Genomic DNA, 16,259 nt, shown 5'->3' on the forward strand with positions numbered 1-16,259 from the left:
TTGCCGCGAGCCCCGGAAATCGATGCCTGCCGAGTCCGCTCCTGCTTCCAAGTCCGTCGGCCCCGGCGATCAGGTGATCCTGGTCGATGGATCGTCGTTCATTTTCCGGGCCTATTTTCAGTCGATCAACCAAGATCAGAAGTACAATTCCCGCCCCTCTGACGGTCTGCCGACCGGGGCGGTGCGGTTGTTCTGCACCAAGATCGCGCAGTTCCTGCAGGATGGCGCGGCGGGCATCATGCCGACGCATCTCGGCATCGTCTTCGACAAGTCGGAGGGCTCGTTCCGCAAGGAAATGTTCCCCGACTACAAGGGCCACCGCCCCGATGCGCCCGACGACCTGAAGCGCCAGATGCCGCTGATGCGCGATGCCGTGCGCGCCTTCGGCCTGCACGCCATCGAATTGGAACGCTACGAGGCCGACGATCTCATCGCCACCTATGCCCGGCAGGCGGAGGCGCGGGGCGCGGGCGTCATCATCGTCTCCTCCGACAAGGACCTGATGCAGCTCGTCGGCCCGCTGGTGCGATTCTACGATTTCGAATCCGGAGCCAAGGGGAAGCCGGGCTACCGGCCCGAGCGCAACCTCGACGTGGACGCCATCATCGCCAAATGGGAGGGCCTGAGCCCGAACCAGATCGGCGACGCGCTGGCGCTGATCGGCGACACCTCGGACAACGTGCCCGGCGTTCCCGGCATCGGCCTGAAGACCGCTGCCGCCCTGATCAAGGAATTCGGCTCCCTCGAGGCGCTGCTGGAGCGGGCGGCCGAGATCAAGCAGCCGAAGCGCCGGGAGACACTGCTCGCCAACATCGATCAAGCCAAGCTCTCGCGAAAACTCGTCGCGCTGATGGAGGACGTGCCGGTCCCCGTCGATCTCGATGACCTCGCCGTGCCGAAGCCCGACCCGGAGAAGCTCGTCGGCTTCCTGAAGGCGATGGAGTTCAACACCCTGACGCGGCGCATCGCACAGATGCTCCATGTCGATCCGGAGAAGGTGAAGCCCGACCCGTCCCTGGCGCCGGGCGCGAAGGCGCAGGACGGCGCAGTGCCATTCTTCGGCGACAGCCTGCCGCCGGACCCCGAAACCGCCGCAGCCGGGGCCGAGCGTCCACCGGGTGCCGCTCCGCCCGAGGGGGGCGAGGTCGATCCCTTTGCCGATCTCGGCTTGCCGGATGAGGCTCCGAAGCCCCGTGGCCCCGCCGAGCCCACGCCGGGCGCCCTCGTGGCGGCACGGGCGGGCGAAGCGGTAAAGCCGTTCGATACCGCCGCCTACGAGACGGTGATGTCGGTCGAGCAACTCGATGCCTGGATCGCCGAGGCGGAAGAAGCCGGAGTGGTCGCGGTCGATACCGAGACCGACTCGCTCGATTCCTTCCGCGCGGGACTCGTCGGCGTGTCCCTAGCCGTGGCGCCTGGACGCGCCTGCTACATTCCCCTGGCCCACCTGCGGACCGCGACCGGACCGACGACCGATGCCGGTGACCTGTTCGGCCAGGGGGCGGCGGCGAGCGACGTGGTGGAACCGGTGCCCGGCCAGATTCCGCTGGCCGATGCCATCGCCCGGCTGAAGCCGCTTCTCGAAAATCCCGGGGTGCTCAAGGTCGGGCAGAACCTGAAATACGATTGGGTCGTGTTCTCCCGATACGGCATCGAGGTCGCGCCGTTGGACGACACGATGCTGATTTCCTACGTGCTCGATGCCGGCAAGGGCGGGCACGGCATGGACGAACTCGCCCGCCGCCATCTCGGCCACCAGCCGATCACCTTCTCGGACGTCGCCGGGACCGGTCGCGCCAAGGTCACCTTCGACCGGGTCGCCCTCGACAAGGCCACCGCCTACGCCGCCGAGGATGCGGACGTGACGCTGCGCCTGTGGCGGATGATGAAGCCGCGCCTCGTCGCCGAGAAACGCGTCACCGTCTACGAGACGCTGGAGCGACCGCTCCTGCCGGTCATCGCCCGGATGGAGATGGCGGGCATCCGCGTCGACAGGGACATGCTGAGCCGCCTGTCGGGCGATTTCTCCCAGATCCTCGTGCGTCTCGAGGAAGAGATCCAGGAGGATGCGGGGGAAAAATTCTCAGTCGGCTCACCGAAGCAGATCGGCGACATCCTGTTCGGCAAGATGGGCCTGCCCGGCGCCAAGAAGACGCCCTCCGGCCAATGGGCGACGCCCGCGACGCTGCTGGAGGAGCTGGCTCAGGCGGGGCACGAGTTGCCCAAGAAGATCCTCGAATGGCGGCAGCTCTCGAAGCTGAAATCGACCTATACCGACTCGCTCCAGACCCATGCCGACCGGGAGACGCAGCGGGTCCACACCTCGTTCTCCCTCGCCGCGACGACGACGGGCCGTCTTTCTTCCTCCGAGCCGAATTTGCAGAACATCCCCGTGCGGACGGAGGAAGGGCGCCGCATTCGCCGGGCCTTCGTGGCGGCGCCGGGCATGAAGTTGATCTCGGCCGATTACTCGCAGATCGAGTTGCGCCTCCTCGCGCACATGGCCGACATCCCCGAACTGCGCAAAGCCTTCGAGGACGGCATCGACATCCACGCCGCTACGGCGAGTGCGATGTTCGGCGTACCGCTGAAGGAGATGACGCCCGATCTGCGCCGCCGGGCGAAGACCATCAATTTCGGCATCATCTACGGCATCTCGGCCTTCGGCCTCGCCGACCGCCTCGGCATCGGCCGCGAGGAGGCGTCGGCCTTCATCAAGCAGTATTTCGAGCAGTTCCCCGGCATCCGGGACTACATCGACACGACGAAGCGCAGTTGCCGGGACAAGGGCTACGTCACCACCCTGTTTGGCCGGGTGTGCCACTACCCGCAAATCCGCTCGAACAACCCCTCCGAGCGGGCGAGCGTGGAGCGGCAGGCGATCAACGCGCCGATCCAGGGCTCGGCCGCCGATATCATCCGCCGGGCGATGACCCGTATGGAGACCGCTCTGGCGGCCAAACGCCTTGGCGTGACCATGCTGCTGCAGGTCCACGACGAACTGGTGTTCGAAGCGCGCGAGGACGAGGTCGAGGCCGCGATCCCGATCATCGCCTCCGTCATGGAAGAGGCCCCCGCCCCCGCCCTGACGCTCAAGGTGCCGCTCGTGGTGGAAGCCAAGGCTGCCTTGAATTGGCAGGAGGCGCATTGAGGCCGACTCAATGCCGTCTTTGCGAGCAAAGCGAAGCACCCCAGGGAAGCGCTACGTCCGGAGGCGGCCCGCTACCCTGGATGGCTTCACTGCGTTCGCCATGACGGATGTGGCTTAGAACCGTCATTGCGAGCGAAGCGAAGCCATCCAGGGCTCCGCGACGCCGCTCGGTGTCACGCGAGGCCGGGGTACAGGTCGTTCCAGTCCGGGTTCATCGCCTCGATCGGTGCCAGCTTGCGTTTGCGAGACCCGGCTTTGATCTGCTTCTCGCGATCGATCGCTTCGGTCATCCGGTCATACGCTTCGTACCAAACCAAGAGCTTGCAGCCGTATTGTCGCGTGAAGCCTGGAAGCAATCCCTCGCGATGTTCATAGGCACGCCGGGCGAGATCGGAGGTGACGCCGACATAGAGCGTACCGTTGCGGCGGCTGGCCATGATGTAGACGTGTGGCACGCGCACGGCGGCTCTCGCGGTGGATTGCGTTGGAGGTCGCGGACCCCTGGATTGCTTCGCTTCGCTCGCAAAGACGGGAAGCATCGTGTCCACAGGATCCTTCTTCGCTATCCATCGTCATTGCGAGCGAAGCGAAGCAATCCAGGGACGCGCTACGTCCGCAAGCTGTGTGGCGACACGAGAACACCGGGAGCGAAATGATGCGGGCCCTCCTCTGCCAGAGCCTCGACGGCGCGGACGCCCTCGCCATCACCGAGCGGCCGGATCCCGAGGCCGCGCCCGGGCAGGCTCTCGTTCGCATCACCCTGGCCGCGCTGAACTTCTTCGACACGCTGATCGTCGCCGGACGCTATCAGGTGAAGCCGCCCCTGCCCTTCTCGCCGGGGGGCGAGGGTGTCGGCGTGGTCGAGGCGGTGGGCGAGGGTGTCAGCGGTCTCGCGGTTGGGCAGCGTGTGGTGATCCATGCCGGATACGGCTGCTGCGCCGAGCGCATCGCCATCGATGCAACGAGGCTCACCCCCGTGCCGGACGGCGTGCCGGACGAGCAGGCGGCCGGGCTCACCATCACCTATGGCACCACCCTCCACGCGCTCGCCAACCGGGCGAAGCTCAAGGCGGGTGAGTGGCTGGCCGTGCTCGGCGCCTCGGGCGGGGTCGGGCTCGCGGCGGTGGAACTCGGGGCGCTGATGGGCGCGAAGGTCATTGCCTGCGCCTCGTCCGAGGAGAAGCTCGCCGCCGCCTATGCCCACGGGGCCGCCGAGGGCCTCGTCTACAAGCCCGAGACGCTCAAGGACGACCTGCGCCGCCTCACCGGCGGGGCGGGTGTCGATGTGGTCTACGATGCGGTCGGCGATGCCTTCGCGGAGCCCGCCCTGCGGTCTCTGGCATGGCGGGGGCGCTACCTCGTGATCGGCTTCGCGGCGGGCGAGATTCCCCGCCTGCCGCTCAACCTGATCCTGCTGAAGGAACTCGATGTGCAGGGCGTCCACTGGGGCGCCTTTACCGAGCGCGACCCGGAGGCTCACCGGGCCGATCAGGCGCAGCTGCTCGCCTGGGTGGCAGAGGGCAAGCTCACCGCCAAGGTCCATGGCGTCTATCCGCTGGACGCGTACCGCGAGGCGTTCGGGGTGCTGATCCGGCGGGAAGCCGTGGGGAAGGTCCTGCTGCGGGTGTAGCTGCCTCCGTCATTGCGAGTGAAACGAAGCAATGACGGGGCTGAACTTATGAGGCGTCCCTTACAGCAGCCCCTTCTCCCGCGCGAGCATCACCAGATCCGCCTGCGGCCGGGCGCCGATATGCTGGATCACTTCTGCTGCGGCCAGAGCGCCGAGGCGGGCGCTGGCGGCGTGGTCGAGCCCGCGGGCATGGCCGGCCAGGAAGCCGGCGGCAAACAGATCGCCCGCGCCGGTCGTGTCGACCAGGTGCTCCGCGGGGCTCGCCGCCACCTCCCGGACATGGCCGCCATGGACGACGAGGGCGCCCTTCTCCGAGCGAGTGACGAGGCCGAGCATGTGCATGCCGCGCCCGTTGCGCTCGTCGCGGAGCGCCGCCACGGCCTTCTCCTCGTCGTCGGTCTCGTAGAGGCTCTTCAGCTCGCCAAGATTGGCGAACAGGATGTCGATGCTGCCGTCCCGGATGAGCCCCAAGAACTCGTCGCGATAGCGGCCGACGCAGAAGGCGTCGGAGAGGGTCAGCGCCACGGCGTTGCCCGCGCGGTGAGCGATCTCGACCGCCTTGCGGAACGCGTCCTTGGCGGCGGGCGGATCCCACAGGTAGCCTTCGAGGTAGACGACGCGGGCGGAGGCGACCGTCTCCTTATCGACCTCATCCGGTCCCAGACCCTGACAGGCGCCGAGATAGGTGCTCATGGTGCGCTCGCCATCCGGCGTCACCAGCACCAGGCAGCGGGCCGTGGCCGGGCCGTCCGTGGCGGCGGGCACATCGAAGCCGACGCCCGTGGCCTTGAGATCATGGCGGAACAGGTGGCCCAACTCGTCGTCGCGGACGCGGCCGATGAAGGCGGTCTTCGCCCCGAGCATCGCGGCGCCCACGGCGGTGTTGGCGCCCGAACCGCCGGAGACGATCGTCGACTGACCCATGGCCTGGAACAGCGATTCCGCACGCGGCTCATCGATCAAAGTCATTGCACCCTTGGCGATGCCCTCCTTCTCCAGAAAGGCATCATCGGTGCGTGCGATCACATCGACGATGGCGTTGCCGAGGACGAGGAGGTCGAGGGGGGCCGCCATGAGTTGATCCGTCTGCCAAGAATTCCGGCGGCTGTGACACCGGGCGCCCGCAGGATCAAGGCTCGGCGGTCATCTCACCCCGCGATGTCTTCCAAGGCCACGTCCCGCGTGCGCGGCCCGAGCAAGCCGACGAGGCCGCCCGCCACGAGCATGGCGGCGGAGATGAACACGAACACGCCCGCCGTGCCCTGCTCACGCAGGACGAAGGCGATGATGAAGCCCGTGAAGATCGCCGAGAAGCGGCTCCAGGAATAGACGAAGCCCACCGCCCGTGCCCGGATGCCGGTGGGGAACAGCTCGGCCTGATAGGCGTGGAAGCTGTAGGACATGACGTTCGAGGCGAGCGTCAGGCCGATGCCGAGGGCGACGATGGCGGTGACGTCGCGCATCTGCGCGAAGGCGAGGCCGCAGGCGATGTAGACGAGCGCCGCCGCCACGATGACGTGCTTGCGCTCGAACCGATCGGCGATGAGCAAGCCGATCAGCGGTCCGACCGGCGCGGCGAGCGCGATGAGCGCGGTGTAGGCGAGGCTCGACGTGATGGTGATGCCTTGCCCGATCAGCAGGGTCGGCACCCAGTTGGCGAAGCCATAGAAGCCCACCGTCTGGAAGATGTTGAACCCCGCCATCATCAGGGTGCGGCGCCGATAGGGCGGCTTCCACATATCGCGGAAGGCGCCGCGCGGGGTGGCGCGCTGGGGCGCCCCCGGTGGCGGGAGGGAACGGCCGTATTCCGCCTCGACCCGCGCTTCGAGCTTGGTCATCACCGCCTCAGCCTCGGCGATCCGGCCGCGCTCCACGAGCCAGCGGGGGCTCTCGGGCAGGCCGGAGCGCATCCACCAGACCAGCACCGCCGCCAAGGCGCCGATGAGCGCGACCCAGCGCCAGCCATCGAGCCCGAACGGCGAGAGCGGGATCAGCAGGTAGGACAGGAATGCGACGACGGGCACCGCGCAGAAGCCGATCGCCTGGCACAGGGCGAAGGCCCGGCCCCGGATCGCCTTCGGCACCAGTTCCGACAGGTAGCTGCCGATGGTCACCATCTCGAGCCCCAGCCCGATCCCGGCGATGAGCCGCCAGAGGTTCAGCCCGAACGCCTCGGTCTGGAAGGCCATGACGACGTTGGCCGCCGTGTAGGACAGGAGCGACCACGTGAAGATCGCTCGCCGCCCGAACCGGTCCGCGAGCCAGCCACAGGCGACCGTGCCGATGAACAGGCCGGTGAAGAGGGCAGCGATGAAGCCCGCGACCCCCGTCGCCCCGAAGAGGCCCGGCGTGGTCGGCGTCAGGATCCCCGCCTTGACGAGGCCCGGTGCCACATATCCGGTGAAGAGCAGATCGTAGAGTTCGAAGAAGAAGCCGAGACCGAGCAGCGCCACGATGCGCCAGACGCTCCGCGTCGCGGGCAGCCGATCGAGCCGGGCGACGATCAGGCCCGGATCGTGGGACGCCGCACGTGTCGTCATGGAGGTGGCTCGTTCATGGGATCGCTGCGCCGCTTGCCCCGGAAAGAGCAGAGGCGCAAGGCTAAGGTCACACTCCGAAGACCGACCATCCCATCCGCTGCGTCAGACGTTCCAGAGCGATGCGGCCGAGATGCGAATTCCCGGCGGCGTCGAGTCCGGGCGACCAGACGGCGATGGACGCCTTGCCCGGTGCCACGGCGAAGATGCCGCCGCCGACGCCACTCTTGCCGGGCAGGCCGACCCGGTAGGCGAAATCCCCCGAGCCATCGTAATGGCCGCAGGTCAGCATGATCGCGTTGATGCGGCGCGCCCGCTCAGGCGATACGACGTTGAAGCCGGTGGCCGGGTTCATGCCGTTATGGGCCAGGAACTGCCCCGCCGTGGCGAGTTGGCGGCAGGTCATCGCGATGGCGCAATGGTGGAAGTAGACGCCGAGGGTGTAATCGACCGGATTCTCGATCACTCCGAAGGACTTCATGTAATAGGCGAGCGCCGAGTTGCGAAAGCCCGTGCGCCGTTCGGAGGCCGCGACCTTCTCGTCGATGAAGACACTCGGGTCCTGCGCCAGGAACTGCATGAAGCGCAGGATCTCGCCCAGCGCCTCGCGCGGCTCGTGACCGGAGAGGATCACGTCCGTCACCGCGATGGCCCCGGCATTGATGAAGGGGTTGCGCGGCACCCCGCGCTCCCGCTCCAACTGGACGATGGAGTTGAACGGATTGCCCGAGGGCTCCCGGCCGACACGCCGCCACAAGCGGTCACCGATCATGCCCAGCGCCAGGGTGAGGGTGAAGACCTTCGAGATGCTCTGGATCGAGAACAGCACCTCGCTGTCCCCACCCGCGCTCACGCGCCCGTCCCCGTCGATCACCGCCATGCCGAACCGGTTCGGGTCCACATGGGCGAGTTCGGGAATGTAGTCCGCCACCGTGCCGCGATCGGGCCGTGCGGCCATCTCCTCAGAGATTTCACGGACGACGCTATCGAGATCGGGCATGGCCAGTCAGGGTTTCAAAAGGTCCGAGACCTTTTGCGGGCACAGGGCGGCGCCCTGCCATGATCGGAGCTTTGCCCCGACCCCACCAAAGGGATGATCCCTTTGGGATCCCGGTCCTTTAAGCAAGGACCGGGCCCGGCGTCACGCGGCGGCGAGCGTCGCGCCCATCGTTTCCTTCTTCATCAGTTCGCGGAAGAAGCCGTCGAGATGCGTGAGCTTCTCCGGCGAGCCGTCCTGCGCGATCCGGCCGCCTTCCAGCACGACGATGCGGTCGAAATCCTGAAGCGTCGAGAGGCGGTGGGCGATGGCGATCACCGTGCGGCCCTTCATGAGGTTGGCCAGCGCGTGGCGGATCGCCTGCTCGGATTCCGCGTCCAGCGCCGAAGTCGCCTCATCGAGAAGCAGGATCGGCGAGTTCTTCAGGATCGCGCGGGCGATGGCGATGCGCTGGCGCTGGCCGCCCGAGAGCTTCACGCCCCGGTCGCCGACGATGGTGTCGAAGCCCTCCGGCAGGGCCTTGATGAAGTCGGTGCAATGGGCTGCCTCGGCCGCCTGCCAGACCTCCTCGTCGGTGGCGTCCGGCCGCCCGTAGCGAATGTTCTCGCGCAGCGTCCGGTGGAACATCGACACGTCCTGCGGGACGACGGTGATGAACTCGCGCAGGGAATCCAGCGTCACCCGGTCGATGTCCTGCCCGTTGATGCGGATCGAGCCAGACTGCACGTCATAGAAGCGCTGGATCAGCGAGAACAGGGTCGACTTGCCGCCGCCCGACTTGCCGACGAGGCCGACCCGCTGGCCGGGCTCGATGGTCAGGTCGAAATCGGTGAAGACACTGCGCCCGTCGGGATAGTTGAACGCCACGTGCTCGAACTCGATCTTGGCGCCCTGACCTGCCAGCGGCTGCGCCTCGGGATGGTCCACGAGGTCGTGCGGCTGCAGCAGGGTGTGCAGGGCCTCGGACATGCGAGCCGTGTGCTGCGTGGCATCGACCAGCGCGACGGCGAGATCGCGGGTGGCGGCCAGGATTCGGATGCCGAGCGTGCAGACCAGCACCACCTGCCCGTTGGTCGCCTGCCCGACCTCCCACAGCCGGATCGACCAGTAGAGAAGGCCGAGGATCGCGAGCACGGTGAGGATTGCGTGAACGATGCGCAGCTTCTCGAGGTAGAGGAGCGACGAACGACGCGCCCGCATCTCGGTGGCGACGGTGCCCTCGAAGCGGACCCCCTCGCGCTTGAAGGCCGAGAAGGCGCGCACGAGGGACATGTTGCCGACGAGGTCGACCATCTCGCCATCGACGCTCGCGGCCTTGGCGGCGAAGTCGTGGTGCAGCGGCTTGCCCGCCGAGGCCATCTTGAACATCAGCACGACGACCGCCGCGAAGATGCCGGCCAGGATTCCGGCCATGGTCAGGCTGACGGTGGCGATGTAGGCGATCGAGCCGAAGGCCGCGACCGTCGGCGGCATCACGTTGAACACGAACATGTTCTCGACCGTGAAGATCGCGTTCGAGGTCGCGGTGATGCGGCTGGCCAGGGTGCCCGGCTGACGGTCCGAGAAGAAGGTGGGCGAGTGTCCGGTCAGGTGCCGGAACAGGTCGCGACGAATATCGCCCGTGACACCGACGAAGGTGAAGGCGCCCGTCAGCGCGGCCACTCGCCAGAGCATGTTGTCGATCGCGATGAACGCGATGAGGACCGTCAGCGCGCTCCAGATGCCGGTATTGGCCGGACCCGGCCCCTTGGTGAGCGCATCGACGACCCCCTTCAGGGCGTAGTCGGTCGAGACCGAGAAGCCGACCGCGCCGAGCACCGAGATGAGGATGACCAGATGCGGCAGCCAGCGGCGGCGCAAATACCGTCCGACGAAGGCAAAGGGCCGTTCGGCGTATCGGTGGAGTTCTTCCATCGTGGCGACCATTCCGTTCTCGCGTGACCGGCCGGCGGCAACCGTGCGAGCATGCGGTATTGAGGGCAAGTCCGTCCCGTAGCGCCAACGCAGCAGCGTTGCCATACGTTGCAGTGTGACGTTCCGGATCGCGTGCTTTTAGTCCACCAAGCTGAACATAGCTTGAGGGGATCGCTCAAGCGAAAGCGATGCCGCGCCGGTCAGGGGGCTTGCGCCCCCGTCGCTTCGGGCACGCGCGATCGACGCGTCTCCGGCATGATCAAGGCCACGAGTATGAAGGCGGCAAAGCCCAGGAAGGCGAGGCCGAGGAACGCGCTGTGGCTCCCGAGCCTGTCGGCCATGATGCCCGCGATCGAGGTCGAGAGGGCGGCGCCGATGCCCATGGCGGTGCCCACGGCGCCGAGCGCAAGATTGAACCGCCCCGTGCCGCGCGTCAGATCCGAGACGACGAGAGGCACCATTACCCCGAGCACCGAGGCGGACACGCCGTCGAGTACCTGGATTGCTACGAGGCCGTAGGGATTCGTGGTGGAGGCGAGGAGCAGGCCGCGCAACGGCAGGGCTGCGAAGCCGACGAGCAGCACCGGGTATCGCCCGAACCGTTCCGTCGCCCGCCCGACCGCCGGTGCACACACGGCAAGCACCGCCTGCGGAACCATGATGCAGGCTGCCACCAGCGCGGTCGCGGTCTCGCTCGCGCGAAGGGTCAGGACGCTGCCGACGAGGGGCATCATCGCCGCGTTGGCGAGGAAGAACAGCATCATGCAGGCGCCGAAGCTGAGCAGGCCGCGATTGGCCAGCAATGCCCGCAAGCCCCCGCGCCCCTCGAACGGGGCGGGGCTCGCCTCCTCGGAGACGCGCGAATTGGCTTCGATCTCGCTGGCGCGGATCGCCGACAGGGCCATCACCGCGGGGACCCCGAGGGCGGCGGTGAGATAGAACACAGCTCCATTCGAGAGATAATACCCGCAGGCGCCCATGCCCGCTGCGGCGATGGCGTTGCCGAGCGCCTGAAAGCTCGCGTTGCGCCCGAGGCGCTCACCCGCCCGGGCATGGCCGACGAGGCCGATACTGATGGCGGCGATGGCGGGAGTGAGGACGCAACTCGCCGCCGAGTGCAGGGCCATGGCGAAGAGCACGACGAGGAAGCTCGGCCATACGGCGAGCGCCAGGGCGCTGCCCGCGACCGCGATGACTGCCACTCCGGCCGCGAACCGCTTGGAGCGCGCGGCATCGACGAAGGCGCCTCCCGGCACCTGCCCGAGCAGGCCTACGAGGCTGCCGACCGTCAGCGCGAAGCCGATATCCGATTGGGTCCATTTCGCCTGGGAGAAATAGACGGCCAGGAACGGCCCGAACCCGGTCTGAAGGTTGGCCACGAAGAAGGCGAACGCGTCGAGGCCCCGGCGGCTCACGGTCGAGACCGGAGCTCCCTGCCCCTCCGGGGCGGGAGGCCCCGCGACCGGCTCCGCCGACGCGACGATCCGCGGGCGCATCTCGGCCGGAAGCTCCTGCCGCGGCTCATCACCTCTGGCGTTGCGCGCCGGAGCCGCCGGAACGAGGGGCCGTGCCTTCAAACCGGCCACCGTCATTTATCTTGAGCCCTCTCGGGCGAAGCTGCTGCGGAGGGCGGCGCAGCCTGAGGCGGCGCGGCCGGAGCCGAAGCGGCGGGTGTCGGCTGGACAGGGGGGGCAGGCGGGCTCGCGGGCGCGGCCGTCTGCCCGGCGGGGGTCGCGCCCGCCTGGTCACCACCGTCCGGCGGGGTGGTCCCACTCGCGGGGCCGAGCACGACGATGGGCTCGCCCGACTTGTATTCCGGCGAGACGCGGACCTGATTGCGGGTCAGCGCGACGGAGAGTCGGCGCTCCTTGCCGTCCGAGGCGAAACGCAAGGCACGCCAATCCACGGCGATCTTGCGGGTGCCCACGCCGAGAAAGCCACCGAAATCGATGATGGCTGCGCGGGGATGGCCTTCCTTGTCGATGATCACGTCGATCACCCGGCCGAGTTCGTCCCCCTGCGCGCTGCGAACGCTCCGGCCGAGCAGGCTCTCGTAATCCGACGTGTCGAGGACGGTCGCGGGCGTGCCCTGCTGCGGCGGCGCCCCAGCGGCCGACCCCGTGGCGGGAGGCGCCGCGGGGACGGAAGCAGACGGCACGGCCGGGGAAACCGGGGCGGCGGGAGGCGCGGACGGCACGACGGCAGGCGGCGCTGCGACCGGTGCGGGCGCGGCACCCGGGCCGGAGGCGCCCTCACCGCCGGGCGGCGGTGTCTGGGCGGCGGCCCCCGTCGCCCCCAGGGCGAGCATCATGGCCGCGATCATCCGACTGGTAGTACGCACGCGTCGTCCTCTGTGAAATCCGATGGGCGGCCAGGCGGGGAGCCGTGCCGCCCGAATCCGGCGCGGCAGGACGGGGGTAACGTCCGACCTGGGCGAAGTTATGGATCAGGTCTGTGGGCTCACGGCAACAGGCCGCAAGATCCGCGCCGTCCGGGCCCCGCATCGATGGGACGGCGGCTTCGTTGGAAGGGTTGCGTCTGTTTTTCGCCGCAACCCCAGCTTAGATCCGAAGATATGATCTGCGGCCCGGACGATCGGGGTCCGCGTAAGGAACCATCCATGTCGCGCATCTCGTCGTCGGGCACCGCGCCCGCCCTGCTTCTCGCCGTGTCCCTGGCCGCGGGCGGTCTCGCGGGCTGTCAGGCGCTCGGCGGCACCGCTGGCGTGATGCCCGAGACGGAGGTCGGCCTGCCCCCGTCCCTGCGCGGCACGATTCCGAACCGTCAGGCCCATTCGGCGAGCGTCGATGAAGAGGGCCGCCCCCTCCCGGCCGCGCCGACCCGCAACATCGCCATCCCCAAGAACGCAGGCAGTGCAAGCCGCTCCGCCGATGCGAGCGAACGTCGCATCCGCCGGGAGGATCTCGAGGGCAGCGACGGGCGCAGCGGTGGCTCCAGCAGCATGGCCCCCGCCCTCACCCCCGGCGGCTCCGTCGGACTCGGCGGCAAGTTCTGAGGCGCCTCAGGCAGCCTGGAACCGGCTGCCGTAATAGTCCTCGAGCTGCTTCTGATAATCCGGGTCGGCGAAGCTGTCCTCGCCCGGCCCGTGGCTCGGCGCCCCGGCGAGGGCGCCGGGATCGACGTCGACCACATAGCCGCCCAGCTCCGTGCTGTAGCGAAGGGCCCGCCAAGGCAGCGGATGGTGGTTTTCCCCAAGTCCGAGGAAGCCCCCGAAGGCCAGGACGGCGTAGGCTACCTGCCCCGACACCTTATCGACCATGAAATTGTGGACCGAGCCGAGGTGGCGGCCGGTGCCGTCGTAGACGGCGGTGCCTTCGACCTTGTTCGAGGCGATGAGGCGCGGGGTCTCGTCGAGGGCGATGCCCTCGCCCGCCGGATCGAGTTCCATCGTGCCCGGCTTCCTGACGGCGCGTTCGGTCGGCAGATCGGTGGGCATCATCTCTCCTTTCGCTCCTACGCGGCATCGCGAAGGACGATACCCAAACCATACGAGCACCGCCGTCGCCGGTTCCCTCGGGAGGCACGAGAAGCGATTCGCAGAGCGAAGGAACGTGGCCCGCATCAGGCCGGACGGATACGCGGAGACTGGTCCAACGGCCTCCGAAGGGCCGCTCAGAGCGTCCGCAGGTGAAAAGAACCGTGCGAACCTGTCACCAAGACTTGCAAATCATGGTTTTGTTCATGTTTCATATCCCAACCTGCGCGATAAGATTCAGGTTCGGCGCACTTGCCGAACGGGCGGAAGTCAGGTCCGCCCTGTGGATTGAGGCGGTCAGCACCCGTTTTCCCCTTGGAACGGGCGCGGCACCGCTTAGTTGAAGCTGCTATGCTGACGCGGCGACGGGGCGCGGTTCGCCCCGGTGAGGTCCGAGCATCGGAGGATATTGATGGCGACGAAGACGGAGAAGGCTGCGCCGAAGGCGGCCAAGACCACGAAGGCTGCTTCTGATTCCGCCCCCGCCAAAACCGCCAAGCCGGCAGCCAAGTCGGCAGCCGCGAAGCCGAATGCCCTTCAGCAGCCGCTGAAGCCTTCGGCCGAGCTCGGCGCCATCGTCGGCACCAGCCCGCTCCCGCGCGGCGAAGTGGTGAGCAAGGTGTGGGAATACATCAAGAAGCACAACCTGCAAAACCCCGAGAACAAGCGCGAGATCGTCGCCGACGACAAGCTGAAGAAGGTCTTCGGCAAGGATAAGTGCTCCATGTTCGAGATGAACAAGCACCTCGCGGCACACCTCAAGGCCTGAGTTCCTCCGGCCCGCCGGACCGGCCCCAGGGCCGGTCGCGGCGGATTTCGCGGTCGGCGATTCCGTTCAGGCAAGATATTGCAGAACGTCGCCATCGACCCGCATGGCCGCGCCCATCGTGGCGCTGGCGGCCGAGCTGCACGGGCAGGCCACGAGATCGGCGACCTCGTCCCCACGGGCGAGTCGTAGATCAGCGCCGTTCGCCGGTGCTCGGCCACGCATTGGCGGCAAGCTCTTCGACTTCATCCCCCCTCTACTCGGGGAAGGGCTCGACCCCTTGCCAAGGGTCTAGCTAGGCAGGTCGCTCGTCACCGTCACGCCGCATGCGGACCAGGGCTAGACGCTCTGCGGCCGACGTAGGGCGCTGGTGCAGGCGCCGATGGCGGAGAGCACGACGGCCACGCCGAGCGACAGGGTGACCGCCCAACTCGCCCCGAGACCGTGGGTGAGTCCGAATAGCACAGCGACCATGGCGGCTCCGAGCGATTGCCCTGTGAGCCGTGCGGTCGATTGCATGCCGCTCGCCCCGCCGCTGCGCTCGCGCGGGGCGGAGGTCACGATGATGCGGTTGTTGGGCGACTGGAACAGGCCGAATCCGAGCCCGCAGAGGGTGAGCCGCCAGACGATGTCGAAGAACGGCGCCCCCTCCGGCAGCAGGGCAAGGAGCGCGACGCCCACGGCCATGACCACGAGCCCTACGCCGCCAAGCAGCCCCGGCGGGTAACGGTCGGCAAGACGTCCCGAGATCGGTGCCATCACGGCCACGGCGATGGGCCACGGCGTCATCAGAAAGCCCGTCTGCGTGCTCGACAGGTGGAGCACGTCCTGGAAGTAGAAGGGCAGCGCCACGTAGCAGGCCATCTGCGCCGCGAAGGCGCAGATTGAAGAGGCCATGGACAGGGCGAAGGCCGGGATCCGCAACAGGTCGACTGGCAGCAGCGGCGCGGGCAGGCGGACTTGGCGGCTTACGAAGATCACGCCGAAGACCAAGGCGCCGATGATCTCGGCGATGGCCTGCCCCTTCGCGCCGGGATCGCCGAGCCGGTCGATGCCGACAATCAGCAACCCGAAGGTCAGAGCATTGAGGAGCGCGCTCAACGCGTCGAAGGGCCTGCGGCTCTCGGGCGTCGCGGGCAGGGTCCGCGAGGCAACGGCCAGCGCCAGCAGGCCCACCGGCACGTTGACGAGGAAGAGCCACGGCCAATCGGCCACCGAGAGGATGGCGGCGGCGACGGTCGGCCCGGCGGCGGAGGCCACCGCCACCACCAGCGCGACGTTGGCCACCCCGGCCCCGATGATCTTGTGCGGGTAGATGAACCGGACGAAGCCGATATTCACGCTCATGATCGCCGCCCCGGCGAGTCCCTGGACGATCCGCGCCATGACGAGCAGGGGCAGGGTCGGTGCGAGGGCGCAGGCGAGGGAGGCCGCAATGAAGACCGCGAGTCCCGGCAGGTAGACGCGCCGGAAGCCGAAGATGTCGCCGAGCGAGGCGAAGGGCAGCAGGCTCGCGGTGACGGCGATCTGATAGGCGTTGACCACGAAGATCGCGTCCGACGGCTGCACCGAGAGGTCCTTGGCCAAGACCGGCAGGGCGACGTTCACGATCGCCCCGTCGAGGACGGCCATGGTCATCGCCAACGCGATGGCCGCCATCGCGAGGCGCCGTTCGCGGATCGGCAATCCATCCTGCGAGGGGGCCGCGGCGGTCCCGGCCGCGATCTCAGCCATGCTGCGCGCTCCTGCGGCGCCGGAACGGGCCGTG

Annotated in this window: 14 protein-coding genes; 4 read left to right on the forward strand and 10 right to left on the reverse strand. The window is 68.1% G+C overall.

The features are described 5' to 3' along the window. The first annotated feature begins 22 nt into the window (after positions 1-22). Complete coding sequence (polA, locus tag J4O73_RS01990; protein ID WP_426214229.1) at positions 23-3,151, forward strand: DNA polymerase I; 3,129 nt, start codon at positions 23-25, stop codon at positions 3,149-3,151. 173 nt (positions 3,152-3,324) lie between these two features. Here polA and J4O73_RS01995 read toward each other — a convergent pair whose 3' ends face one another. After that, entirely contained in the window at positions 3,325-3,612 is a 288-nt protein-coding gene (locus J4O73_RS01995) for a GIY-YIG nuclease family protein (RefSeq protein ID WP_426214230.1), read from the reverse strand. Positions 3,613-3,806: 194 nt separating this feature from the next. Between J4O73_RS01995 and J4O73_RS02000 the strand changes: the two genes are divergently transcribed. Continuing rightward, positions 3,807-4,781, forward strand: coding sequence for an NADPH:quinone oxidoreductase family protein (locus tag J4O73_RS02000; RefSeq protein WP_426214867.1), 975 nt, complete (start codon positions 3,807-3,809; stop codon positions 4,779-4,781). 60 nt (positions 4,782-4,841) lie between these two features. Here J4O73_RS02000 and J4O73_RS02005 read toward each other — a convergent pair whose 3' ends face one another. The 6 genes from J4O73_RS02005 to J4O73_RS02030 form a co-directional block, all read right to left on the reverse strand. After that, positions 4,842-5,855 carry an adenosine kinase gene (locus J4O73_RS02005; protein WP_426214231.1) on the reverse strand — a complete coding sequence of 338 codons (1,014 nt, stop codon included), beginning with the start codon at positions 5,853-5,855 and terminating at the stop codon, positions 4,842-4,844. Between the two features lie 74 nt (positions 5,856-5,929). Further along, on the reverse strand, positions 5,930-7,321 hold the full coding sequence (locus tag J4O73_RS02010) for an MFS transporter (RefSeq protein WP_426214232.1): 1,392 nt from the start codon (positions 7,319-7,321) through the stop codon (positions 5,930-5,932). Positions 7,322-7,388: 67 nt separating this feature from the next. Then, a complete protein-coding gene (locus J4O73_RS02015) occupies positions 7,389-8,318 on the reverse strand; it encodes a glutaminase (RefSeq protein ID WP_426214233.1) in 930 nt (309 codons plus the stop codon). Positions 8,319-8,459: 141 nt separating this feature from the next. After that, complete coding sequence (locus J4O73_RS02020; RefSeq protein WP_426214869.1) at positions 8,460-10,229, reverse strand: ABC transporter ATP-binding protein; 1,770 nt, start codon at positions 10,227-10,229, stop codon at positions 8,460-8,462. A gap of 200 nt (positions 10,230-10,429) precedes the next feature. Next, entirely contained in the window at positions 10,430-11,821 is a 1,392-nt protein-coding gene (locus J4O73_RS02025) for an MFS transporter (RefSeq protein WP_426214234.1), read from the reverse strand. Beyond that, positions 11,818-12,570, reverse strand: coding sequence for a PRC-barrel domain-containing protein (locus J4O73_RS02030; protein WP_426214235.1), 753 nt, complete (start codon positions 12,568-12,570; stop codon positions 11,818-11,820). The genes J4O73_RS02025 and J4O73_RS02030 overlap by 4 nt, the downstream gene beginning before the upstream one ends. Before the next feature lie 279 nt (positions 12,571-12,849). Here J4O73_RS02030 and J4O73_RS02035 point away from each other — a divergent pair, with 279 nt between their 5' ends. Further along, positions 12,850-13,245: a hypothetical protein gene (locus J4O73_RS02035; RefSeq protein ID WP_426214236.1), complete on the forward strand. Its 396-nt coding sequence runs from the start codon at positions 12,850-12,852 to the stop codon at positions 13,243-13,245. Between the two features lie 6 nt (positions 13,246-13,251). On the opposite strand, the gene J4O73_RS02040 is transcribed toward J4O73_RS02035, so the two are convergent. Beyond that, positions 13,252-13,686 (reverse strand): PRC-barrel domain-containing protein, encoded by a 435-nt coding sequence (locus J4O73_RS02040; protein WP_426214870.1) that lies wholly within the window; start codon positions 13,684-13,686, stop codon positions 13,252-13,254. A gap of 451 nt (positions 13,687-14,137) precedes the next feature. Here J4O73_RS02040 and J4O73_RS02045 point away from each other — a divergent pair, with 451 nt between their 5' ends. Further along, a complete protein-coding gene (locus J4O73_RS02045) occupies positions 14,138-14,494 on the forward strand; it encodes an SWIB/MDM2 domain-containing protein (RefSeq protein WP_426214237.1) in 357 nt (118 codons plus the stop codon). Positions 14,495-14,560: 66 nt separating this feature from the next. On the opposite strand, the gene J4O73_RS02050 is transcribed toward J4O73_RS02045, so the two are convergent. Both J4O73_RS02050 and J4O73_RS02055 read right to left on the reverse strand, forming a co-directional pair. After that, entirely contained in the window at positions 14,561-14,716 is a 156-nt protein-coding gene (locus J4O73_RS02050; RefSeq protein ID WP_426214238.1) for a hypothetical protein, read from the reverse strand. Positions 14,717-14,830: 114 nt separating this feature from the next. Beyond that, positions 14,831-16,225, reverse strand: a complete 1,395-nt coding sequence (locus J4O73_RS02055; RefSeq protein ID WP_426214239.1) for an MFS transporter — start codon at positions 16,223-16,225, stop codon at positions 14,831-14,833. Positions 16,226-16,259: the final 34 nt, after the last annotated feature.

The organism is Methylobacterium sp. NFXW15 (assembly GCF_049887755.1).
In the GTDB taxonomy this organism is placed as follows: domain Bacteria; phylum Pseudomonadota; class Alphaproteobacteria; order Rhizobiales; family Beijerinckiaceae; genus Methylobacterium.